The organism is Marinitoga sp. 1154, assembly GCF_013363285.1.
Classification (GTDB): domain Bacteria; phylum Thermotogota; class Thermotogae; order Petrotogales; family Petrotogaceae; genus Marinitoga.
The window spans coordinates 1-25561 of record NZ_LBFB01000013.1 but is presented as its reverse complement, the minus strand read 5'-3'; the positions used below and the strand labels follow the sequence as shown (position 1 = coordinate 25561).

The following is a 25561-nucleotide window of genomic DNA, read 5'->3' as shown; positions in this document are numbered from 1 at the left end:
AAATAATAATAACGAATCACAATCTTCGTCCAGGCGGTGAAAATTCTTAATCCTCATTAAATATTTGCTTACCGCTGTCGCTCAAACATTGCATCCATGCAATGGTTTCGCTCAAAAAAACGTCCTGTTTTTTTGACAGCTCACGCAAATATTTAACTCGGGAATTTTCAAGCCTTTTCTCAGATTATAATTCGTTATTATTATTAATCATATATAATTTATAATAGATAAAATTTGCAAACAATTATAAATAATTTTTTATGACTATCATATTCTTTTAGGACTAATAACAAAATATTTCAAAAAATAATATGAGAGAAAGCTTGAAATTTCCTGAAAAAATTTTGAATGGAGCCGGTCAAAATCACATGGATGTGATTTTGAGCAAAGCCGAGCATGGATGCGAGTCTGAGCGACCGGCGAGAATGAAAAATTTTGAAGATTAGAAATTTCACCGCTTGAACGAGATATTATTTTGAGAAATATTTTGTACCTAATAATGACTCCAAAGTTTTTTATTATAATTTTATCATATAAGCAAATGAGCGTCTGAACGAGATCAGCATTTGCAAATTTTATATTTACAACTTCGGTAAATTTTTATTATTGACAAACAAAATAAATTTTGTTATAATATACGCAAATAACAGAGGGGGGATTTCAAATGTATGAAGGAAAATTAATTCGATTAAGAGCATACTCAAAAGATGATATAGCTAATATATTAGAATACATAAATGATTTTGATGTAAAAAAATATTTAATGCCAGGAATACCTCTTCCATTCCGTTATGAAGATGAACTAAAATGGTATGAAAAACTAAACCCTATGAAAGCAGATAATTACAGTTTTGCTATAGAAAGAAAAGAAGACAATAAATATATAGGTGGATGTGGAATTGTTAGTGTAGACTGGAAAAATTCTGTAACAACTGTTGGAATTTTTCTGGGTAAACCATTCTGGAATAAAGGATATGGCACAGATGCCATGAAAGTGCTGATAAATTTTATATTCAATGAAATGAATGTTAATAAAGTAAAGTTACACGTTTTTAGTTTTAATAAAAGAGCTATAAAATCTTATGAAAAAGTTGGATTCAAAATTGAAGGCATACTTAGAGAAGAAATATTCAGAGAAGGTAAATATCATGACGAAATAATAATGGGGTTGTTAAGAAATGAATGGACGTCATTTTAGATTTTTTAAATAATTTATGTTTTTTAAAAAAGCAGCGTAAATCACGCTGCTTTTTTAATGAATCCTTTTTTCCATCTCTACTTGCTTTAAGAATGGTGTAAATTCATATTTTTTTATTAATTCATATAATGGATCATTTTCTGGTAAAGATACTATAGTTATATTTTTAAAATTCATATTTGCAAATCTATTGATTAAATCCTTTAATATTTCTTCATATTTTGTAGTATCCACAATTGGTGAAACATCTACAATAAAAACTCCTTCTTTTGTTTTGCCCCATACAACATAACCAATCGTAAAACCTTTTTGAATGATTCTTTCCATTTTATAACGTTCTCTGGATAATTCGAGCGTTTTAGGTTCTCGCTGCCAGTTTGGATTTCTACCTATATAATGTAATGCTTCTACCGCTCTATCGTGTATATATTTATTATCAGTTTCCACATATTTAAATTTTGTATCATCAGTTTTATCAAGATATTTTATAAAACTTTCAAGTATTCGACGTTCTTTAAATCCGTGTTTCTTATAAAATTTTTTTGCACTTGTCTCTTCATCAACAACTTCTAATGTTATTTTAGTTATACCTTTCCACTTCATCTTTTCCAGAGTATAATATAATAATTCCGAACCATAACCTTTAAGTCTGAATTCTTTCAAGAATCCAAAAGCATCTATTCTTCCTCTTGCTCCTCTAATTGAGACAAGAGAAAAACCTATTGGTTTATTATCTTCATATACTATATAGGAATCATCAAGAGAAATCGAATTTTCTCTTAAATCATATTCAAACGATGTCATAGTCCAGTTTATAGGAACAGAATAGTCTTTAAATGTTTCATTTACGAGATCAACAATTGTAATCTTAGGGACTTCACTCGCTTTTTTAAATTCCATAAAACTCCCCCCTAACTTAAAAAAATTTTACCTTCCTATTAAAATTATATCACAAAAAATATAAAAACAGATGTTTAACATCTGTTTTTATATTTTCATAGATATCTATTTTTGCATTATATTTTGAAATTTATTTATGTTGAAATATCCAAACCTTTCCTTTGCCCTTGATTAACTTGCTGTTTTACAACATCGCTTGCCTGCTTCATAGCTTCTCTCCACGCTTCTAATAGTGTATTTAAAAGTGATTTTACTTCTTCTAATATTTCTATATCTTTATTTAAATTAGCATCTAAAAGACGTCTATACATATAATTATATAAAGCTCTTAAATTTTTAGAAATTTCTCCTCCTTTTTCCATGTCTAATGATAAATTTAATTCCATAATAATATCTTCAACTCTAACAATCTGATTATGAGCTTCTGCAATTTTTTTATTTTTTATCATATTAACAGCTCTATTTAAACGCTCTATAGAATTCAAATATAACAATTCCACTAATTTTGCTGGACTTGCAGTTTTAACCATGTTTTCAACATATCTATTGTTGGCGTTTTGAAAATTATTTGTTTGAAAATTATTTGGTTGATACATTTTCACACCTCCGGTGTATATACTTTATTCTTATTCAATTTCATCGATGGCTCTTTCAAATGCTTTTTTGAAAATTTCCAGAATTTCAGAAAATTCATAATCAATGATATCTGAAATTTCAACATTATCTGAAATACTTTGTGATTCTATTATTTTTTCCAGAATTTCTTTTTGTTTTTCCATTTCTTCTTCTGTAATAAAAGTTTTATTTAATACTTTAGATGCCTGTGAAAGAATAGTATTCATTGCTTGTAGTCCTTCAGCGAGGGCTTTTATCATTTTATGACCTTCTTGAGTATTCAGCATGATTTCCTTTGATATTGAACTAAGTGAATTTTCTATTTTGAATATGTATTGTTTTCCTTCCAATAAGAGTTTTTTGACAAGACCATAAAGATCGTCAAATATCAATTCTATATTCTCTCCGCCTTCGAAAAAAGCATTTTTTATTTCATCATAATATTTCATTGGAATTTCTTTTTCGTTTATTTTCATTCCTGTCAATACAGAATTTGCTTTTTCTGTTTGAAAAAAATTCACCAATTCATTGAAATTATTAAATTCTTCCTTTGAAAATTCTCTTTCATAAGATTGGTCATCAGATTCATAAATAACTTTTACCTTAATTTTATCCATAAAAATACCTCCTATATCCTAAATACATATCGTCTAATTTGATTATAACATTAATTTCTCATAAAACAAAGAATATATGTAAAAAAAAATTAATATTAAAAATACGTTTTTGACAAGAATATTGTTGACATAAAAAGAAAAAAAGATTATAATAATAAACGTACTGTTTATTATACTACTCATAAAATTGCAAAAAACAAGATTTTTTTATTGTAAAATTTTATTGTTTTATGATAAAATGACTTTTTAAAAAGGTTTTGAGCTGTTTATTATAAAATACACAAAAGACATATATAAAACACAGGTGATATTATGAAAATAGGCGAAAAGTTAAAAAAATTAAGACTTTCGAGAGGGTTGACTCAAGAAGAATTAGCTGTAAGAGCTGACTTAACAAGAGGATTTATTTCTCAATTAGAAAGAGATTTAACTTCGCCTACCCTTGAAAGTTTAGAAATGATTTTAAGAGCACTGGGTACAAATTTGAAAGAATTCTTTTCTGATTTTGAAGATCAAAAAGTTATTTATAAAAAAAGTGAAAGGGTTCCTATTTATGATACGCCAGATGGTGTAAAGGAAGAATTGCTTATGACAGATACAGAAGTAAAAAAAATAGAACCTATGATTGTAGAATTAGAACCATTGGCGCAAACAGAAGAAGAAAATTATCATGAAGGTTCTGAATTTGGTTATGTTTTAGAAGGTAATATTGAATTATGGTTAGATGATGCAAAATATAAAGCTAAAACGGGAGATGCTTTTTATTTTAAATCTGATAAAATACATTATATAAAAAATGCCAGCAAAAAGAAAAAAGCCAAAGTTTTATGGATTGAAATACAATAAAAAAATTCCATGGGGAGGGTTGCAAATGGCAAAATCATTAGGAAGACATATTATAGCAGAATTTTATGAATGTGACAAAGATATATTAGACGACGTAGACAAAATAGAAGAATTAATGAAAAAAGCTTCTATTGAATCTGGAGCAACTATAGTAACCTCAACTTTCCACAGGTTTTTACCCCATGGGGTGAGTGGAGCTGTAATAGTTTCTGAATCTCATTTTGCTATTCATACATGGCCAGAATATGGTTATGCTTCTGTTGATATTTATACATGCGGTGATCATGTTGATCCGTGGAAAAGCTTTGAATTCTTAAAAAAAGCATTTAACTCTCAAAGAGCACAAACAATAGAACATTTAAGAGGAGTTTATGAAGAAATAGGTATAGCTGAAAACTCACCACATAAAGTGGAAGTTTAAGGAGGGATAAAAATGGAAAAAAAATTAGAACCAGGAAGACATTTATTATATATGGAATGGTACACAGGTGGAGATGTTGGATTATTTATGAAAATGAATAAAATATTATTTTCAGGCCAAAGTGAATATCAACGTGTTGATGTATTCGAAAATCCAGAATTAGGTAGAGTGTTTTCATTGGATGGTATCACAATGACAACAGAAGTTGATGAATTTATGTACCATGAAATGTTGGTCCATGTTCCAATGTTCATTCATCCAGAACCTAAAAGAGTTTTAGTAATTGGTGGTGGTGATGGAGGATCTACAAGAGAAGTTTTAAAACATCCGTCCGTTGAAGAAGTTATTTTGTGTGAAATTGATCCAATGGTTATTGAAGCAGCAAAAAATTATTTACCAACAACAAGCGTTGAATTTGACAATCCAAAATTAAAAATAGTGAATGAAAATGGTGCAGAATATGTAAGACAATTTGAAAATTATTTTGATGTGATAATCGTAGATTCTACAGATCCTACAGCTGGAGAAGGCGGTCATCTATTTACTGAAGATTTCTATAAAGCATGTAATAATGCATTAACAGAAAATGGTGTATTTTCTGCAGAAACAGAAGATCCTTTTTATGATAGAGCCTGGGTTGGAATTGCTTACAATAGAATAAAAAGTGCATTTCCTGTTACAAAAGTTTATATGGGATTCATGACAACATATCCATCTGGTATGTGGAGTTATACTTTTGCATCAAAAGGATTAGACCCGCTAAAAGATTTTAATCCCGAAAAAATTAAAAACTTTGAAAAGAAAGAAACTTTAAAATATTATAACGAAGAAATTCACGTTGCAAGTTTCGCATTACCAAATTTCGTAAAAAAATTAATAGGTATAAAATAATAAATCGGCGGTTTTACCGTCGATTTATTTTGGATTATAGATGAATTTTATGTTATAATTTTAATATATTTAAATTATAATAGCCTGTTTAAAATTATGATTACGATGTCCAAAAAGTCAAATTCACTCAGGCAGCTCGATTGCTTATCCTTAAAATTATTCATTCTCAGCCGTCGCTCAGATTTTTCATCCATGAAAAAGCTTCACTCAAAAAAACGTCCTGTTTTTTTGACGGCTTCCATTCATAATTTTAAGGGCAATCTTCGAGCCTTCATTTCATTTTAGACTTTTTAGACAGTCTTATTATGATTTTTGAGGTGAGAATTTTGTCAAGAGAATATATAATTCCTATTTTCATTCCACATGCAGGATGCAAAAAAATATGCGTATTTTGTAACGAATATTCTGCAACAGGAATAAGAATAAAACCCGACATAAACAAAATGAATGAAACCTTCGAAAAATATATAAATTATTTTCCTGAAAATTCCCAACCCTATATTGCATTTTATGGTGCAACGTTTACAGGAATGAAAGAGGATGAAATGCTATATTACTTAAAATGGGCTCAAGATAAAATTAACAATTATAAGGCATTTGGAATAAGATTCTCCACATCACCAGAAGAAATAACCAGCGAAAAAATTAATATTTTAAAAAACTATTCGATAAATTTTATTGAAATTGGTGTTCAATCGTTTTACGACAATATTTTAAAAGCTGCAAACAGACCTCATACTTTAAATGACGTATGGACCGCTATTGACCTGCTTGAAAAAAATAATATAAGTTATGGCATTCATCTAATGACTGGATTACCTGAAAGTTCTTATAATAAAGATATAAACTCAGCAATAATTACATCTTTTTTAAAAGTAAAAAGTATAAGAATCCATCCAACAGTCATATTAAAAAATTCAAAACTGGAAATTATGTTTAAAAAAGGAGAGTATGTTCCCGAAACATTAGGCACAGCTGTCGAAAAAGCTGCAAAAATGACAGAAATTATAGAATCTACAGGAAAAAAGGTTATAAGACTTGGTATATGTTTATATGGAAAAGAACGAGACAATGTAGTAGCTGGCCCGTATCATGATTCTTTTGGCGATCTTGTCAGAACAAAAATAGCTGAAAATATTATGATTACATTTAAAAAAGAAAGGCTTACAGTTCCATTAAAATTAAAATCAAATTTCATAGGTTTTAAAAGGAAAAATTTGCCTTTACTTGAGAATTCAAAAATCAAATTTCATAATGAAGAATATTTTCTACTAAATAATACTAAAATAACATATGAAGATTTATTGAAAAAAATTGAAATATTATAAAAGGGGGATTTTTATGGCTTCAAAGGTTTATTTTACAAATTTAAGAACAAGACCTGGTATGAACTTACTCGACAAACTGGAAAGATTGGTAAAAAAAGCTGGTATTGAAAAAATTGATTTTAAAGATAAATTTGTTGCAATAAAAATTCATTTTGGAGAACCTGGGAATTTAGCCTATATAAGACCAAATTACGCTGCAAGAATTGTGGCATTAATTAAAAAACTTGGAGGGAAACCTTTTTTAACAGATGCCAATACTTTGTATTCTGGAAAAAGATCAAATGCGTTGGATCATATTCAAAGTGCTTATGAAAATGGATTTAACCCACATTCAACAGGTTGTCATGTTATAATAGCTGATGGTTTAAAAGGTACTGATTATGTAGAGGTTCCTATAAATCTACATTATTGCAAAACTGCAAAAATTGGTACCGTAATAATGGATAGTGATGTGATTATTTCCATGGCGCATTTTAAAGGGCATGAGCAGGCTGGATTTGGTGGTACTTTAAAAAATATGGGAATGGGATGTGCATCCAGAGGAGGAAAATTAGAATTACACTCAACATCTCAGCCTAAAATTGTAGATAAGAATTGTGTTGGCTGTGGTATATGTGTAAAGAATTGCGCTTATGATGCTATTCATCTCAATGAAAAAAAGATTGCATATATTGATTACGATAAATGTGTTGGCTGTGGTCAATGTATTGCTGTTTGTCAATATAATGCTGCACAGGTGGTCTGGAATGAATCATCTGAAATAATGAATAAGAAAATCGCAGAATACACATACGCTATAGTAAAAGATAAACCCGCATTTTATATAAATTTCATAATGAATGTTTCCCCGGATTGCGATTGCTGGTCAAATAATGATTATCCAATTGTCCCGGATATTGGAATCGCTGCTTCTTTTGATCCTGTAGCTCTGGATATGGCGAGTGTTGACTTGGTTAAAAATGCTCCTGCTCTTCCCGGAAGCAAAATTTACAATTCTCATGATTTTGTAGGGGAGGATAAATTCAAATTTGTTCATCCAAATGCTGATTGGGAAGCTGGATTAAATCATGCACAACAAATTGGCCTTGGAAATAAAGAATATGAATTAATAGAAATATAAAAACAAGCCGTAAAACGGCTTGTTTTTATATTTACACATATGATAGAATCTTATATCAATGCATGTTCGCCATATAGCAACGGCTTTTCAAAACTTAATAATTCTTCAGTTTCAATTTCACCTATATAAATAACATGATCTCCCGCATCAGTTTTATTAATTATTTTACACTCAAAAAAAGCTATAATGTCTTTTAATTTTGGAATTTTATTTTTTGTCATTTCATATTCAATATTTTTAAATTTATTGAAAATTCTTCCGCTTTTGCTTCCAAATAATTTTGCTATATCTTTTTGCTTTTTAGATAATATGCATATACCAAATCTATCAGTTTTCTCTAATAATTCATAAGAGTATCTTTTTTTTCCAATTGAAATTGCAATCATAGCTGGCTTTATTGATACTCTGGTTATCCAGGCTACAGTAATTCCGTTTATTTTATTATCAACATTCATTGTTACCACTGATGTAACATTATATATTTTTCCCAATGCATCCATAATGAATCCTCCAGAAAATTATTTTTTCCCGTTTATATCCATCATATTCTTTAATGTAGATTTTATTTCATCTATAACTTTCTTAGATTTTTCTTTTATATCTGAATTGTCTGTAGAAGAGTATATTTTTTCAAATGCCTGAAGTGTTTTTTCCAGTTCTGGTTGTATAACATCTTTAGGTTGTGTATGAATATATTGCTTAATGTATTGATAATATGAATAATTATATTCAAATGAAATTTCAGGGTCATCCGGGTTTAATTGATATAATCTTATAAGTGTATTCATATCTTTATCTTTCATATATATTCCTTTTAATATTTCAAATTCTTTATTTTTCAATTCATTAATATAATCTTTAGTTTTATTTATATCCATATTTTCTGTAAAAAGTTCCGGATACATAATTTTTGCATAGTAAAGATTTTCCATATCTCTTTTTAATTTTTCTTTTGAAGCCTTTTCTTTTTCATCTTTTATATTTTTTATGTTTTTTTCAAGTTCATCAATGTTTTTACTTATATCTTCTTCTGACATTTCAATATATGTGCTATTTCTATATGTATTTATTGTTTCTTTTAACTTAAGCATTTCGGGTAAAGATGTATTTAATTCTTTTACTAAATTTAAGTAACTTATTTTCCATAATTCTGGAGCATTTTCATTTGTTCTAATAGCATCATATAATTTTTTTTCTATAGTAATTTTTTCTTCTATGGTTTTAGCTTTTTCAATTCTATCTTCATAAAGAAGTGGCTCATATCTTAATGCATAACCAAAATTTTTGGAATAATCTGTGTACCATTTATATAATTTTTCATTTTTGATTTCTAATTTAAGATTATTTATAAGTTCATTATCTGCTTTTATATCCTGAATTGATTTATATACTTTCTTATCATCAACTTTAATTATATGGTAACCATAGTTTGTTTTAATGGGCCCAACAATTTCGCCAATTTTGGCATTAATTGCAGCATCAAAGTATTCTGGAACAACCTGATTTTTTGCAACCCATTCAATTTTTCCTCCATTTTTTGCAGATTGTGTATCTATTGAATATTTTTTTACAGCATCTTCAAATGAAATATTTCCGTTTTTAATATTTTTTAATATTTTATTAGCTGTAGCTTCATCTGTAACCAATATATGTCTTGTAAGAACTTTTTCATTTCTTAGTTTTATATTTTCGAAATTTTTGTTGATATATTCATCTAAATCTTTTTCTGTAACTTTTCCAATATTTTCGTCTATAAATTTATAATATTCATTTGAAACTAATGCATCTTTTAAATATTCTTTTAGTTTATCTTCTGAACCAAAATATTTTATTATTTGTTCTTTAGTTTGAGGATTACTCAAATATTGTGAAGTTAAAGTTTCAATTTGCTGATTAATTTTATCCATATCTATTTTATAGCCGCTTTCTTTCGCATAATATTCAAGAATTTTGTAATTCAAAATATCTTTTATTGTAGATAACATATAATATGGTTCTTTCATTTTATCATACTGCTGACCATTTTTTTGCATTGAATTGATTCTATTCAAATACTCAATTTCAAACCTTTTATCATCCAGATAATAATTTTCCAATACTTTTCCATTTTTTGTTAAATAACCTATAATCTCAGAAAAACTTAAAATACTGAATGCAACCAATAGTAAAACTAAAACAAATTTTTTCATACCACACCTCCAGATTTTTATATATCTATTTTAGATTTAAACTCATTTTTATTCATCTTGGAAATTGGAACGACATTTAAAAGCCCTTCATTAAAACACATGGTTAAATCCTTATCTAACCCTATTTTCTTTAATTTCTGAGCATGTGTTGAATACTGTAATATTCTTGTATGTGGGATGTTAGCCATGTTTAAAGCAATATAGGATTCATCATTGAAATATGTAATATCTTGTTTTGATAATACGCTTAACATTCTTCCTGCGGTAAATACATCTTCCAGCGATATATTACCCTCATTGCCACTACAGATAAATCCAATATCATCTACTTTTTTTGCTATTAGATATTGCAAAACGGCTTTTAAATTTAATAATGATGTTGCTATAGTTATTCCTCTAAGATTTGCTGTTATTAATGCTTTAGAGCCATTTGTAGTACATAAAACCACCTTTTTATTTTTAAATGCTGCCGCATTTTTTAGTATTTCCGAAGGAGAGTTAGAATAATCAAACCCTGAAATTTTTAAAGCATTCCTTTCTCCTAATAGAAGTGTATTGTTATCTTTAAGATTAAAAGCTTCTTCTGGATTTTTAGCAACAACAATATAAGATGCTCCGACAGACAATGCGGTGGCAATTGTGGATGTAGCTCTTAATGTATCTATAACTATATAATACTTATGAGTTTCAATATTTTCATCAGGTAAAAAATATGTATAAAGTCTCATACTTCTTCCTCCACCGTTTTGGGATGTTCTATTTTTTCTAAATCAAGATGCCATGTTTCATTTAAATTCAGTAATCTGAATTTATTTTCATTATATTCCACAATCGAAACAGATGCATTGTCAAGCATAAAATTCCTGTGTTGATTTAAATTTAAATTCAATATCCAGCAAATCAGTGTTTTTATTAATAAAGCATGGGATACAATCACAATGTTTTTATCAACACTATTTTCTGATATAATTTTTTTTAATGCCTTTACACTTCTTTGCTGAACTTCAGCCAATGATTCAACACCATTTACAAAAGCCCAGGGATCTTCAGACCATAATTTAAATTCTTCTGGGAATTTTTCTTTTACTTCAGTTATACTATACCCATTCCATAATTTAACACGAGCTTCTTTAAAATCTTCTATGATTATAGGTTTTGATTTTATATTATCAGCTATTTTAACAGCCGTTTGATAGGCTCTTTTTAAAGGTGAAGAATAAACAATATCATAATCTTCTTTTTTAAATCTTATCCCCAGATTTTCAGCCTGTTTTAAACCTACATCATTTAAAGTAGTATCAACATTACCCTGCCATTTCTTTTGAAGATTCCAATTCGTCATTCCGTGTCTTACAAAATATATTTTCAATGCATTTCCCCCTTATTCAATATTTTATCATATTTTTGCAATTTTTTTATACATTTCTTTAATTTTATTTTTATCATAATTACCAGGTGTATTTTTTATATGCGATGAATTCATAACTTCTTCAGAAAATAATTCTAATTCTTCTTCAGTAAAAACTATATTAAAATTATATGTTCCTATTTCTTTTAAAAAGATTTCAAAATTTTCTAAAGTTCCAAAAATTTTTTCAAGAGTTTCTACTTTTTTTGGATTTTCTTTCTTTACCTCTTTGGCAATTATTGGTAAAAATATAGCTGTAGCCTGTCCGTGTCTTATTCCTTTATGTATTGTAATTCTATATCCTAATGAATGAGGTAAGATTGTTCCTGTTTGTGCTATAACCATACCAGCTAAAGTTGATGCAATAGCCAGCTTTTCTCTGTATTCAATATTTTCCAGATCTTCCAAAGTTTTTGGTAAATATCTATATATTAATTCAATGGATTCTCTGGCAAGTATATTTGATATTGGAGTTGATTTTTTAGAGAGAAGCCCTTCTACAGCATGGGACAGCGCATCAACCGCAGTAGTTAATGTGAGGTTTTTATTCATCTTTAACATATATATAGGGTCTAAAAAAGAGACATCAGGAAAGATTAAATTACTTTTAAAACCGGTTTTTCTTCCATTTGGCTTTGTCAAAACAGCATATTCAGTTACTTCGCTTCCTGTTCCGGCAGTCGTTGGCACAGCAACAATTGGTAGTGAAACGTCATAATTATTATTATCAAACAAATCATCAGGAATCAAATCTGGGTTTGCTGTTAATACAGCTATAGCTTTTCCGGCATCCATAGGGCTTCCACCACCAATAGCTATAACAAAATCACATTCGTTTTTTAAACCAATGTCTCTTCCTTTTAAGATCATATCATATGTTGGATTTTCGCCAATTCCGTCATAATGAACATAGGGTATCTTGAATTCATTAAGAACAGAAATCACCTCATCCAGAGCGCCTGTTATTTTGGCAGAATTTTTACCAGTTACAATTAAAGCTTTTTCACCACAGATCATTTCATTTTTATGTTGCGAAATAATATTTTTTCCATAATATAATTTTGTTGGCATATTATACAACATGAAACCCCTCCTTATACACGATTAGCATTATTCTATTATTTATTATAACATAATCTGTAATTAAATATTAAATATCATCTCATTTTTACTGCACATTTCTTCTGTTTTAGGTCCGTAGGATATATGAGAAATTTCAATACCTGTTTTTTCTTCAATAAATGCCATATATTTCAAGAAATTAATATGTTTTGTATCAGGCCATCCTTTTAAACTTTCATATATAGGTTTTGCCACAAAAAAATCATAGGATGATGTTGGAATTTCTTTTATTTTTCCATTTATTTCATAACCAACACAAACCTTTATTTCATCAAGTCCATTTAAAACATCTGCTTTTGTAATGACAAATTTTGTTAAGCCAGATCTTAATTTTGCATATCTCAATGCGGGTAAATCAAGCCAGCCAACACGTCTTGGCCTTCCTGTAGTTGCGCCAAATTCGTTTCCCTTTTTTCTTATTACTTCACCAATTTCTTCAAATTCTTCTGTTGGGAAAGGCCCTTCGCCAACGCGTGTTGTATATGCTTTTAATACACCCAATACTTCATCGAGCTCAAATGTTGAAAAACCGACGGAAGAAACACCATGAGCCATTGTTGCACCGGAAGTCACAAAAGGATATGTGCCAAAATCAAGATCAAGTAACACACCTTGAGCACCCTCAAATAATACAGAAGTGTTTCTGAAAACATCAGCCATATCTATTGCAGAAGTGAAATTCACATTCAATTTTTCCAATCTTTTTTTCTGCTTTATCAGGTAATTAAAAATATCTTCTGGCATAAAATTATATTTTTCACCAAATATATTCCTTTTTAAATAAATAATCTCTTCAAGTCTTTGTTTTAATAAATCTTCATCAAAAAGGTGGTAAACTTTGAATCCTTCTCTTGATACCTTATCAGTATATGCAGGACCAATTCCTTTTTTTGTTGTTCCTATTGGATTTTTTCTTAAACTTTCTAAAATTGCATCTTCTTCTTTATGATATGGTAAAACTATAAAAGCTTCTAAATCTATATATATTTTTGAAGAAACACCCGGAAAATCATTTTCCAGAATTTCCAGTTCTTTTATTAATTGCTCTATATCTATAACCATTCCTGCTCCTAAAAAAGCTTTTGAATTACCTTCAGGTATAATTGAAGGTAATAAATGGTTTACATATTTTTTCCCTTTGTAATATATAGTATGTCCTGCATTGGCTCCACCAGAAAATCTTACAATCCATTCATAATTATTTGAGAAATAATTAACAACTTTTCCTTTACCTTCATCACCCCATTGTGCTCCAACAATAGCAACCCTTTTCATCCTTTTCACCTCCAAAAAAGTAAAAAAGCCCCATTAAAGGGCTTTTTGTTTTTTATATATAATTTTTTTATTTTTGTTATTTTCATAATAAAACCGTCCTTTGATTTTATTATATATCTACTATTATTTTACATGGATATTATATCATTACAATGTCTAAAAAGTCAAGTAAGCGAAAACTCGTAGATTGTCCATACACGCTACCGCGGGTATTGGTTTAAATATTTTTGATTTTATAAAAAACTTTTGAGCTATCGCTCACCTTTTCCCTTAGATTTTTTATAAAAAATCTAAGCGTAAAATTGAGTGAAGCCGAACATGGATGTGAGTCTAATACGACCGGCGATAATGAGCTATTTTTGAAGATTAACAATCAAGGTTTGAGCGACTTTACTTTTTGGATATTGTAATATCATAGAAAATCACTAAAAACAATATTTTTTATATTTACTTTTCATAAATTATAACATAAAAGTTTTCTTCTAATTTTTTATCAACCTTATCCAAAATCACATTTGTATATTTATCCATTTTTTCATTGTATTTTTTTGTATTTGGATCATTTAAAAGTAAATACTCTATATCTTCTTTTTTTAGTTTTAAAATTTTGCGTTCAATATTAACTTTTATATTGCTTTTCACAAAATCCTGATACTTAATATTTCTTGTTTTCAAATATTTAAAATATTTTAAGATGGACAAAAAAGTATCCTTCTCAACAAATCCTGGTAATTGAGCAAGTGGTTCTTTATCAAAAAAGAAAAATGTTGGTGTTCCACGTATTCCAAAAGCACCGAATAATTCAACATAATTCATACTTTTATTCTTAAAATTTGCAATTTTATTCTTATCTGCATATATTTCAGCGAATATAAATTCTGTTCTTAACCATTTCTGAATTTCCTTATCTGTTAATACATCCTCTTTAAATTTTTTACAATAATAACAGCTTTTAGAGGAAAACATAATGACAACATTTTTTCCTGTTATCTCACCTATTTTAAGAGCTGTATTAAAATCATGAATAATAAAATCATCAAGGTTTGCTGCATAACTGTATATAGATATTGCAAATATAAACATCGCAAAAACAAATAAATTTTTCATTTTATCACACTCCCTGTAATGAATTGAATTTACCAAAAATAACTAAAATACCTATTAAAATCAAAATAACACTTCCTGTAATTCTTAAATATTTTTCCCATTTAGGGGTACCAAATGTAATTTTTGAAACTATTTTGCTGATTATGCCACTTAAAAATAAAAAAGGTATTGAAATTCCAAGTGAATACAAAAATAGCATAAACGCACCTTTAAAAGCATTTGACGTTGTAGAGGCAAAGGCTAAAACAGCGGCCAATACAGGTCCAGAACACGGTATCCATATGAATGAAATCAAAATTCCAAGTATAAAAGCACTTATAAATGATGTATTTTTATATTTTGAAAAATTAAATTTTAACCCCTTAAAAAATGATTTATCAATTAAATAATATATTCCCATTGCTATAATAAAAATCCCTGCTATAATATTAAGTATAAACTGATATTTTGATAATATAAAACCTATACTACCGGCTAATGCTCCAAGTAAAGAAAAAAACATTGACAATCCGATAAAGAATGCAATACCTCGTTTTAACGTTAGGGGTAAATTCTTAATATCAGGTATCAATATACCGAAAAACAGAGGAACTAAAGGTAAAACACATGGGCTGAAAAATGACAGTATTCCGCCCAAAAATGATCCAAGATAACTTATAGTCGGCTGGATTGATAATGTCAAATTCTCCATATTATCACCTTATATATAAATTTTGTATATATAATTATAACAAAAAAACTCAGTTTTTAAAAGGGGAGATTATCATGGATAAAAAGATATATATAAAAAATACCGGTATATTACTGGAAAGATTGAAAAATATAAAAAAAGTAATTCCAGAAAAATTGATAAAAAAAGCATTGGAACTTGAATTAGCTCAATATTATTATGAAGATTATGAATTTGCAATTTACAATGATGAAGAAAAAACAATATTTTCAGTAATTTTCCTTGAATATTTTAATTATGCAAGGCCTGAATTAATATTCAATCAAAAAAAACATGAAATAAAATACAACTGTACTTGCCAGGATAATATAAAGGCACCGTTTTTGTGTAAACATATCGTTCGTTTAATTATTGAAATTGAAAAATATATTGAAAGTCTGGGTATATTTGATGATGATTATACACTGGATTATAGATTAGACAATTATTTTAATTTTAAAGATTATGGCGATACATATTATTTAATATATCCCGACAGACAAAAAACGATAGTAAAATTGGGATATAAAAAAAATAACAGAATTCTTTTAAGAAAAGATATAAACTCATATAATGAAGTTATGGATTTTTTAAAATTAAAAGTACCTGAGGATGAAAGCGATATAAAAAAATTATTGACTCCTGGATATATAGAAACAAAACCAGGTTATGAACTTGTCTTAAAAAGTTTTGAAGATATTAAAAAAATTAATAATAAAAAAGTACTTTTTAGAAATAAAAAAATGATAAATTGGGGGGAAGATATCAAATTAAAAATACATCTAAAAAAAGATAAAGAAGAAAATAAAGCTACAATAGAAATATTGCCAGAACTAAAATATGATAATATTATTTCTTCGATTAATGATATGGCTTATATTGAAAATAACATGATATCTTTAATAAAAACAAAAGCTTCTATCCATTTACCAAAATACGATAATATAAAAACATATATTACTTTTAAAAATAAAGAAGGATTGGAAAAATTTATAAAAGAACATTTAATAAAATATGAACGTTACGGGTTAGAACTTGAAATAGACGATAAATTGGGAATAAAAAAGGATTTATTTATTCCTAAGTTGAATTTATATATAAATTTTATTAAAGATAAATTCTATCTGAAAGGAAAATTTTTATATAGTAATGAAGTAGAATTCTATGAAGATTACAAACATAGAAATCTTGAAGAAGAAGAAAAATTAATTAATTCATTAAAAAATGCTGGAATTGAATTGGATAATCAGGGAAAGGGGTTTTTAGAAATAGAATCATTTTTTGATTTTATAGAAAATAAAATCAAAAATCTGGATAAAAACGTAATAGTAAAAATGAATAAAAATATAAAAATGCATGAAATAAAAAGTATGAAATTAAACCTGAATTTGAAGAATAACTGGTTTGATATTGATGGTGAAATTGAATTAAAAGATAATAGAAAAATAGATTTAAATATTGCCAAAAATAGAAAAAATAATTTTATAATATTAAAAGACGAAACATTTATAAAAATCCCGCCGAAAATCCTTGAAAAATTAGAAGAAATTAAATTTAAGGATGAAAAAATAGAAATAGAAGTCTATAACATATATTCTTTATTAAATAGCAAAGAATTAAAAATAAATACCATTGATGATAAAACAAAACAGTTTATTGAAAATATTAAAAATTTTGAAAAAATAAAAGAGTATGAAATTCCTGAATTAAAAATACCTATGAGAGATTATCAGATATACGGGTATTATTTTTTAAGATATCTTCAAGAACTCAATTTCAATGGAATTTTGGCAGATGATATGGGGCTCGGAAAAACTCTTCAAACTATAGCTTTAATTTTATCTTTAAAAGGAAATAATAGAAAATTTTTAATAATAGCTCCGCGTTCTGTTGTATATAACTGGGCATATGAAATAGAAAAATTTACATCCAATATAAAATATTATATTTATCATAATAATCAAAAAGAAATACCTGAAGATGTTGATGTAATACTTACAACTTACGGAACAATAAGAAATTCATTTGAAGAATTTAAAAAAATAAAATTATTTTATATCATTTTAGATGAGGCACAATACATAAAAAATAATGAAACCAAATTATATAAGACAATTAGAAAATTAAAAGCCGAACATAAGTTAGCTTTAACAGGAACGCCATTAGAAAATTCACTAAATGATTTATACAATATCTTTGATTTTTTAATGCCAGGCTTTTTTGGAAAAAGAAAAGAATTTAACAGAAAATATACCTATGCAAATAAAGAAAGTATAAAAAAATTAAAAGAAAAGATAAATCCTTTTATATTAAGGAGAAAAAAAGAAAATGTTTTAAACGAATTACCGCCAAAAACAGAAGAATATATATTTAACGAGATGACGCAACATCAAGTGAAAATATATCATCAAATTTTACATGAATATAGACAAAAAATAGCTATGTCGCAGGGAAATTTAAACTTTAGCATATTAGAAGGATTGTTAAGATTAAGACAGGTTGTAAATCATCCAAAACTGCTTGGGTTAAATATAGAATCTTCTAAATTTAATGAATTTAAAAAATTTGTATTAGAAGTACTAAGTGAAAATCATAAAATAGTTGTGTTTTCGCAATTTGTTAAAATGATTAATATTATGGAAGAATGGTTGAATGAAGAGAATATAAAATATAGTAAAATAATTGGTCAAACAAAAAAAAGAGTAGAGATTATTGAAGATTTTAATAGAAATAATGAGATTAAACTACTATTAGTTAGTTTAAAAGCTGGTGGAACTGGGTTAAATATTACAGGTGCTGATTATGTAATACATTATGATCCATGGTGGAATCCAGCTGTTGAGAATCAAGCAACAGACAGAGTTTATAGAATTGGACAAACAAAACCGGTATTTGTATATAAATTTATAACAAAGAATTCAATAGAAGAAAAAATATTAAAATTAAAAAAGGCAAAATCAGATCTGTATAATCTTGCAATAACTGTTGAAAAATCCATACTAAAAAATTTATCAAAAGATGATATATTAAAACTATTTGAGTGAAGCAACTTAACGTTGCTTCTTTTTTATATTAATTAATATTCGGTTTCCTAATTATTTAAATTTACCTTTAAGTAACTTGAAAACAGTAAAAAATTATTGTATAATATGATGTTAAATTAAAAAAAGAAAAATTTAAATAATTAGTAAATTATCAATATCTTATAAAAGGGGGTAGTTGGATGAAAAGTAGCAAAAAGCTTGTTTTTCTAATCCTTAGTTTTGTATTACTATTTCTTTTCACGTCATGTTTAACACAACAAAAACCGATAGCTATAACTATTACAAAAGCTGTTACTGGTATTAACGGGGTTGTGCCTGTAAAAACATCTGTAGATATTAGCTGGTCTGTTGCAGGAGTTGATTCGTTTACTGCAAAATTAGTTGTAGAAAAATCTGGAAAAAAGGTTTTTGAAAAGAGCGGTTTAAAATTAACAAATGTAACTATTCCAGAAGATATACTTTGGGAGTTAGGGGATTATGATTATTATGTTGAAGTTATAGCCGGAGACCAAACTGTTAAAACCAACAAGTTAACTTTTAAAGTTGTTCCAAGTGTTAAAGAAATAAAAATTCTTACTCAGAATAACACATCTATATTAAAAAATTCATCAAAAATTATTTCATGGGAAATATTTTCATATATAGATGGAAGAGATTATGAATATAAAATATTGATGAAAAAGCCTGGAGAAAGCGAATTTACTTTAGATGGTACAACAACCAATAAAACATACCAAATAACCAACTTAATTACAGTTGGTAATTATTCTGTAAAAATTATAGCTGTCGAATTAGGAAATATTGAAATCGAAAGTCCTGAAATAAATTTTCAGGTTGCTAATAGCGTATATGAAGGAGATAATCATTTCCCGGAAATAGATACACCTATTCCAGATAATAATGCTAATGATGTATCATGGGAGTATTCAACTTTTAAAAGCGGTGCTGTTGTTAACTTATCATGGGTTGCAACTGATGTGGATGATGATCCGCTAGAATTTGATGTTTATATTAATAACACATTTGTTGCGACAACAGATCAAACCCAGATTTCAATAAGCGGTTTTTTACCTGGAAATAGTGTTTCATGGTATGTTATTGTTAGAGATGATAAAGGATTTGAAACGAAAAGTCCTGTATGGTTATTTACAACAAAATCAAATACAGCACCAGTATTTGAAACAGAAGTTGCATCTGAAGCCGTAAATGATTCTGTAGTTAAATTCACATGGAATGCTGTTGATAATGATAACGATGAATTAAAATATGAAATATATTCAGGAACTCAGGAAGCTTCGACTTTAATAGGGGAAAAATATGCAAATTTCTTTAATACTGAAAATAAAGATGGAAATTATATAATCGTAGCAAAAGATCCATTTGGCGGAATAGCAGAAAAAGGATTCATATATACTGCACCTACATCTGAAATAACAGGGAATGCTACTGTTGTAGTTTATGTAACTGATGCAAAATCAGGTCCTGCTGTTGATAATGCAAATATTTTGGTGAATAATATTTCAACTACAACAGATGCAAATGGCATGGCGACTATTACATTGAATTTAACTTCCGATTCTACAACATTAACTATAGAAGCAACTAAGTTGAATCATGCATTGACAAAAGTTGATGGACTAAAGCTTAAAGCAGGAGAAGTAAAAGATGTTTATATTACATTAAGAAAAGCAGAATTAAATCCAGATCCAGATACACAAGAATTACCAGAAGTGGATTTTCGTGTTTATAAATACAATGATTACTATCTTTGGGCTTCAAATGGAGCAACGCCTGAAAATAAACCAGAAGCTTTAGATATTGATAATGTTGTAATTAATTACCCTATTTTTGTTGAAATTACAGCAACTCCTGTATCAAATGATCATATAAATATTATTTATGCATCTTTAGGAAAAACTCCAGGATCTGGGTTTATGACTGGCGATAGAGGTTATACATCAGGAGCTTCAGAAGTGGCATTTGTGTTTAATACTTTTGATTACAATGGGTTAACGGGTTTACATATAACAGTTTATGATTACAATGATAATCAAATTGAAATTGTAAAGTATTTAAATATTTTAAATAATAATGACATAGTTCTTCCGAAATATACACCTGCAGATTGGGCATCTTACGGAATGGGAACTAATTTGGATTCTTACACAAGAAGAATGGAAATAGGATTTTATAGTCAAGGAAGCAATATTGAAAAAGCTAATGTAAAAATAAATAATTTAATTAAAAGAAATGTTGAAAATAAGATTAAATTGCTTGAGTCAAAATTTAATAAAAAGTTAGATTATAATATTGAAGCAGCACAACCAAATTCCAATTTATGGGTTGAAGTATGGTGGATCCCTGTTAATGCGTTTGATCCTGATGGAATGTATTATCAATATCCAAATGGATATAATATATACAGATCATTTGATGGCTTAAATTGGGAAAAGGCTGGATATGTGTCACAATATTCAAAAAATAACTTTATCTTCAGAGACTACAGTCCTAAGTTGGAACCTGGTAAAGAAGTTCATTATGGTGTTACGGCTGTATATGATGATGGTGAAACAAAATTACATTATTTAGGTTCTGTAATTCCACTTGGTATGTTTGATGTAGAGTTAACCTCACCATCTATGTTATCAACAAACGTTGCAAGAGAACCTATTTTTGAATTCCGACCAAAAGTTTATGATAATTCATTGAATAATGCTATTTTTGAATATACATTATGGATTTATGATTTAGTTCAATCTGAACAACATTTATTGCCTGGATATATAGGTGAAGATGGTAAGGTATATCAACAAATGTATGATGTTATGGGCCCTTATCCTTTAGCAGTAAATTATGCATCTCAACAATGGTTCTTACTAAATGCTAACGGATTATATATGTATAATGAGCCACTTGCTCCTAATAAAACATATTCATGGGCAATAGATCTTGCATATGCTTATACTCAAAATGATGTATCAAGTGCAATATCAATTTCTATAGATCAGGGATATGGTGTAGATCCATTTGGTAGAGTGGATGCCGATGCATTTAATACATTTACTACTGGAACAGATATTTATGATATATATTCCATAGAGGAATCTCAAGATAAATATCTTTCAACATATTTATTTGGTGCTAATATTGTTGGTTCTGTAGTAGATGTATATAAAAATTATGTATATTTAGAAGATCCTATAACAAATAAGGCATTAAAATTGAAATTTGATTCTAATGTTTATAATGTAAATATCGGTGATATTCTTATTGTAAAAGGCGATATGTATTCAGATACTTTTGGAAAAACATTTGCTGTGAAAAATGTTATGATATTAGATCAGCTATCTGGAAATGAATTAAATGCTATACCTTTAGATCCTTCTATATTAGAGGAAAATGATATAGGATTAAATCCTTATGCAAGTGCTTTAGTTAGCTCATCAGGAACAATAACAAGTATTGATAAATATGGGTTAAGTCTTGAATATGACACAACGGACAGTACAGCTTCAATATATGTATATAAAGGTGGATCTAATATATTAACTTCAGATGCCACTATTGGAGATAGACTTGATGTGAAAGGTATTTTGAAATATTATAAAACATATTGGGAAATCAGTCTAAGAAGCGACGATGACTGGTCAAAACAATAATAAGGAGGGGTGAATATGAAAAATTTAAAATATATTTTAATAGGTCTTTTATCAATATTGTTCATTTTTGCTAGTTGTCAGACCACTTTGTTGAATCCGAATGAAAATGATAAAGATAACAATGTTGTGTTTAGCGAATTCAATAATGCAGAAGTATTTGAAGGGAGAATACTTGTAGGATACGAAAATAAAGATTCAATTGAAGAAATAAAAAAAGCTTTAAATGGTGAAGTTTATATTGAAATTCCAGAAATTAAGGTTGTTGGAATAAAATTTGACGGAACATTAAAAGAGGCTTATGATAAATTAAAATCATTAAAGCTTGATGGAATTAAATATGTTGAGCCAAGTTTTAAAAGAGATTTAATAGATCCTAAACCTGAAATAATAGATGATACAATTACAAAAAATATAGATGGTGTTTCTGAAGATAGCTTGTGGGGAATGAATAAAATTAACGCTATTGATGCATGGAAAGTTGCAACTGGAACAAATGTTATAGTTGCTGTTATTGATACACCAATTGATGCACAACATCCAGATTTAGCCGGTCAATTTGTAGCAGGATTTGATCCAGTTAGTGGAAATTTAATAATGCCTGATGAAGATTATGATGCAGTAATTGGTGGCCCTGGTGATGATGGAGATGATCATGGAACACATGTTGCAGGAACTATTGCTGCTAAAAAAGATGGAAATGGAGTAGTTGGACTTGCATATGGTGCAAAAATAATGTCAATACCAATATTCCAACCAGACTATATTGGTGATGCGTATGTTGCAAGAGGTATTATATGGGCTGTTGACAACGGTGCTCAAGTATTATCAAACAGTTGGGGTGGCGGAGGATATTCTAAAACTCTAAAACTTGCTATAGATTACGCATTATTCCACAATGCAGTATTTGTTGCAGCAGCAGGAAATGATCATACTGACCAACACTGGCATTATCCTTCTTCATACCCTGGAGTTATAGCAGTAGCAGCTTCAAATGCAAGAGATGAAGTTACAGATTTTTCAAATAGAAGTGATACTATCTCTGTAGCTGCACCCGGAGAAAAGGTCTTATCTACTATTCCAAGACATTCAGCTCAAATATATGGTGTTTATTCAGAACCATATGATTATTGGGCCGGAACATCAATGGCAACACCACATGTTTCCGCTTTGGCAGCATTGTTAAAACAATTACATCCAAATGCAACACCATATCAAATAAGAAAAATGATAGAAAATACTGCAGATGACATAGATATTGCAGGTTGGGATCATGCTGCAGGTTATGGAAGAATAAATGCAGCTGCAGCTGTAAATGAAACATTACCATCCACATCGGGAGCAAGTTATGATTTTTATGTTATGTCTAATGCTGGAGCACCATTATCAAATGTATTTATTTCTCTTATAAGAAAATCAGGAGAAGGAGCAAATTATTATGTTACAACAGATGATGGATATGGCACATTCTATTCTGTAGATCCTGGAGATTACACTTTAGTTTTAAGTGGACCTGATTATATGCAATTTGATTCACTAAATTATAGAGCAGAAGAAGCAACTGTATTAACAAAAAACATTACATTAAGCGATGAAAGTACCATAATTTATTTAGTATTAGATTCAACATTTAAATTAGATATCGCATTAGATTCTACAATAACTGGCGGTGCTACATTGTTAGTTGAAAATATAAACACTATATCATTTGAAACATCTATAAGTATTTCGGAAGAAGCTACAGAATTTTCAGCTGATTTATCAAATTTAAGTGGACAATTTAAATTAATAATATACAGAGATGTTACAAAGTCAGCTTCTGAAATAACTTTCTCAGGAATTGCAACAATAAATGGAAACCCAGTTCCTGTTATTGGTATAATTCCAGAAAATGAGTCAAAAGGATTTATTGAAGATGCAAGATTTGTAAAAAACGTTCCAGCTGGTTCTATACCATGGACTATTTTCTAAAAATAAAAAAGAGAGGTCTAATGGCCTCTCTTTTTTATTATATAACAATTTATACAATAATAAATTGCAACTACCACAAATTATTTTATTATTATCAATATTTTAAGTTCTCTTCCAAAATAAGTGAGGAAATATATGATAAAATATAAATATTTTATACTGTAAAAACAGATTCATTAATCTTGATTATCCACTCTTTTCGTAGGGAAATCACATATCTTTCTAAAACTGATTGACAAATATATGATAAAAATGTTAAAATAAAAGCGAAATGAAAGGAAAAATGAATTGTTATCTGAAATTTTAAATATATAAAACAAGAAATAAAAAATAGCGGCTTTCTGCTTGATATATAAGAATAAAATAAAAAAGTATTTTTGATTTTGTCATTATTTATTAGAAGAGGTGTGTTTATGAAGAAAAAAATACCATATGGGGAACAAAATTTTGAAAGAGTAATAATGCAAAATTATTATTACATAGATAGAACAGAATATATAGAAAAATTAGAATCATTAAATGAAAAAAATATAGTGTTTTTAAGGCCAAGGAAATTTGGAAAAACATTGTTCTTAGATACACTTGCAAAGTATTATGATATCAATTATGCAGAGAAATTTGAAAAATTATTTGGAAAATTATACATAGGAAAAAATCCAACATCGTTAAAAAACAATTATTATATTTTAAAAATGAATTTTTCTGGAATACAAACAGAAAATAAAGAAAAATTAATAAATAGTTTTAAAAATAAAGTTATACGTTCTCTTGATAATTTTAAAAATGATTATAAATTAAAACTAAAAATAGAAAAAGAACTAACAGAACCAGCAGATATTCTTGGCTCATTTCTTGACGGAATAAAGAATGAAATAAGAAAACCAATATACTTATTAATAGACGAATATGATCATTTTGCAAATGAACTATTGAGTTTTAACCTTGATTTATTCAAAGACAGTGTAACAAAACATGGATTTGTAAGAAAATTCTATGAAGAAATAAAAAAAGGAACAGAAACAATAATAGAAAGGCTGTTTATGACAGGAGTAAGCCCAATAATGTTGGATTCATTAACCAGTGGATTTAATATAACTAAAAATAAAACAATAGATATAAAATTCAACGAGATGCTTGGATTCAA

The 25561-nt window shown here is 28.0% G+C and carries 21 protein-coding genes; 10 read left to right on the top strand and 11 right to left on the bottom strand.

The features are described from left to right. The first annotated feature begins 664 nt into the window (after positions 1-664). On the top strand, positions 665-1198 hold the full coding sequence (locus tag XO12_RS07130) for a GNAT family N-acetyltransferase (protein ID WP_047266583.1): 534 nt from the start codon (positions 665-667) through the stop codon (positions 1196-1198). Between the two features lie 54 nt (positions 1199-1252). Here XO12_RS07130 and XO12_RS07125 read toward each other — a convergent pair whose 3' ends face one another. The 3 genes from XO12_RS07125 to XO12_RS07115 all read right to left on the bottom strand — a co-directional run bounded on the left by XO12_RS07125 (position 1253) and on the right by XO12_RS07115 (position 3330). Then, entirely contained in the window at positions 1253-2098 is an 846-nt protein-coding gene (locus tag XO12_RS07125; RefSeq protein ID WP_047266582.1) for a GNAT family N-acetyltransferase, read from the bottom strand. 134 nt (positions 2099-2232) lie between these two features. Continuing rightward, positions 2233-2694 (bottom strand): flagellar export chaperone FliS, encoded by a 462-nt coding sequence (gene fliS, locus XO12_RS07120; protein WP_047266581.1) that lies wholly within the window; start codon positions 2692-2694, stop codon positions 2233-2235. 30 nt (positions 2695-2724) lie between these two features. Continuing rightward, positions 2725-3330 (bottom strand): hypothetical protein, encoded by a 606-nt coding sequence (locus tag XO12_RS07115; protein ID WP_047266580.1) that lies wholly within the window; start codon positions 3328-3330, stop codon positions 2725-2727. A gap of 312 nt (positions 3331-3642) precedes the next feature. On the opposite strand from XO12_RS07115, the gene XO12_RS07110 reads away from it, so the two are divergent. The 5 genes from XO12_RS07110 (at position 3643) to XO12_RS07090 (ending at position 7936) form a co-directional block, all read left to right on the top strand. Then, on the top strand, positions 3643-4176 hold the full coding sequence (locus XO12_RS07110; RefSeq protein WP_047266579.1) for a cupin domain-containing protein: 534 nt from the start codon (positions 3643-3645) through the stop codon (positions 4174-4176). 25 nt (positions 4177-4201) lie between these two features. Then, a complete protein-coding gene (gene speD, locus XO12_RS07105; protein ID WP_047266578.1) occupies positions 4202-4597 on the top strand; it encodes an adenosylmethionine decarboxylase in 396 nt (131 codons plus the stop codon). Positions 4598-4609: 12 nt separating this feature from the next. Beyond that, the gene (speE, locus tag XO12_RS07100; protein ID WP_047266577.1) at positions 4610-5488 is read left to right on the top strand and encodes a polyamine aminopropyltransferase; all 879 of its coding nucleotides are present in this window, start codon (positions 4610-4612) and stop codon (positions 5486-5488) included. 326 nt (positions 5489-5814) lie between these two features. Continuing rightward, on the top strand, positions 5815-6816 hold the full coding sequence (locus tag XO12_RS07095; RefSeq protein WP_175419998.1) for an elongator complex protein 3: 1002 nt from the start codon (positions 5815-5817) through the stop codon (positions 6814-6816). Positions 6817-6829: 13 nt separating this feature from the next. Next, on the top strand, positions 6830-7936 hold the full coding sequence (locus XO12_RS07090) for a DUF362 domain-containing protein (RefSeq protein ID WP_047266576.1): 1107 nt from the start codon (positions 6830-6832) through the stop codon (positions 7934-7936). A gap of 50 nt (positions 7937-7986) precedes the next feature. Here XO12_RS07090 and XO12_RS07085 read toward each other — a convergent pair whose 3' ends face one another. The 8 genes from XO12_RS07085 to XO12_RS07050 all read right to left on the bottom strand — a co-directional run bounded on the left by XO12_RS07085 (position 7987) and on the right by XO12_RS07050 (position 15728). Continuing rightward, positions 7987-8436: a flavin reductase family protein gene (locus tag XO12_RS07085; RefSeq protein WP_047266575.1), complete on the bottom strand. Its 450-nt coding sequence runs from the start codon at positions 8434-8436 to the stop codon at positions 7987-7989. An 18-nt stretch (positions 8437-8454) separates the two neighbouring features. Further along, the gene (locus tag XO12_RS07080; RefSeq protein ID WP_052913280.1) at positions 8455-10125 is read right to left on the bottom strand and encodes a peptidylprolyl isomerase; all 1671 of its coding nucleotides are present in this window, start codon (positions 10123-10125) and stop codon (positions 8455-8457) included. A 17-nt stretch (positions 10126-10142) separates the two neighbouring features. Beyond that, entirely contained in the window at positions 10143-10853 is a 711-nt protein-coding gene (locus tag XO12_RS07075; RefSeq protein ID WP_052913279.1) for a 2-phosphosulfolactate phosphatase, read from the bottom strand. Next, complete coding sequence (locus XO12_RS07070) at positions 10850-11494, bottom strand: histidine phosphatase family protein (RefSeq protein ID WP_047266574.1); 645 nt, start codon at positions 11492-11494, stop codon at positions 10850-10852. The genes XO12_RS07075 and XO12_RS07070 overlap by 4 nt, the downstream gene beginning before the upstream one ends. 27 nt (positions 11495-11521) lie before the next feature. After that, positions 11522-12616: an iron-containing alcohol dehydrogenase family protein gene (locus XO12_RS07065; protein WP_175419997.1), complete on the bottom strand. Its 1095-nt coding sequence runs from the start codon at positions 12614-12616 to the stop codon at positions 11522-11524. Positions 12617-12676: 60 nt separating this feature from the next. After that, positions 12677-13930: an adenylosuccinate synthase gene (locus XO12_RS07060; RefSeq protein ID WP_047266572.1), complete on the bottom strand. Its 1254-nt coding sequence runs from the start codon at positions 13928-13930 to the stop codon at positions 12677-12679. 447 nt (positions 13931-14377) lie between these two features. Beyond that, positions 14378-15037: a thioredoxin fold domain-containing protein gene (locus tag XO12_RS07055; protein WP_052913278.1), complete on the bottom strand. Its 660-nt coding sequence runs from the start codon at positions 15035-15037 to the stop codon at positions 14378-14380. A 4-nt stretch (positions 15038-15041) separates the two neighbouring features. Next, complete coding sequence (locus XO12_RS07050; protein ID WP_047266571.1) at positions 15042-15728, bottom strand: cytochrome c biogenesis CcdA family protein; 687 nt, start codon at positions 15726-15728, stop codon at positions 15042-15044. A 74-nt stretch (positions 15729-15802) separates the two neighbouring features. On the opposite strand from XO12_RS07050, the gene XO12_RS07045 reads away from it, so the two are divergent. The 4 genes from XO12_RS07045 to XO12_RS07030 form a co-directional block, all read left to right on the top strand. Beyond that, the gene (locus XO12_RS07045) at positions 15803-18790 is read left to right on the top strand and encodes a DEAD/DEAH box helicase (protein ID WP_175419996.1); all 2988 of its coding nucleotides are present in this window, start codon (positions 15803-15805) and stop codon (positions 18788-18790) included. A gap of 179 nt (positions 18791-18969) precedes the next feature. After that, a complete protein-coding gene (locus XO12_RS07040; RefSeq protein ID WP_175419995.1) occupies positions 18970-22449 on the top strand; it encodes a hypothetical protein in 3480 nt (1159 codons plus the stop codon). A 15-nt stretch (positions 22450-22464) separates the two neighbouring features. Further along, positions 22465-24417, top strand: a complete 1953-nt coding sequence (locus XO12_RS07035; RefSeq protein WP_175419994.1) for a S8 family serine peptidase — start codon at positions 22465-22467, stop codon at positions 24415-24417. Between the two features lie 413 nt (positions 24418-24830). After that, positions 24831-25561 (top strand): AAA family ATPase (locus XO12_RS07030; RefSeq protein ID WP_175419993.1); only part of this gene is annotated, 731 nt, incomplete at its 3' end.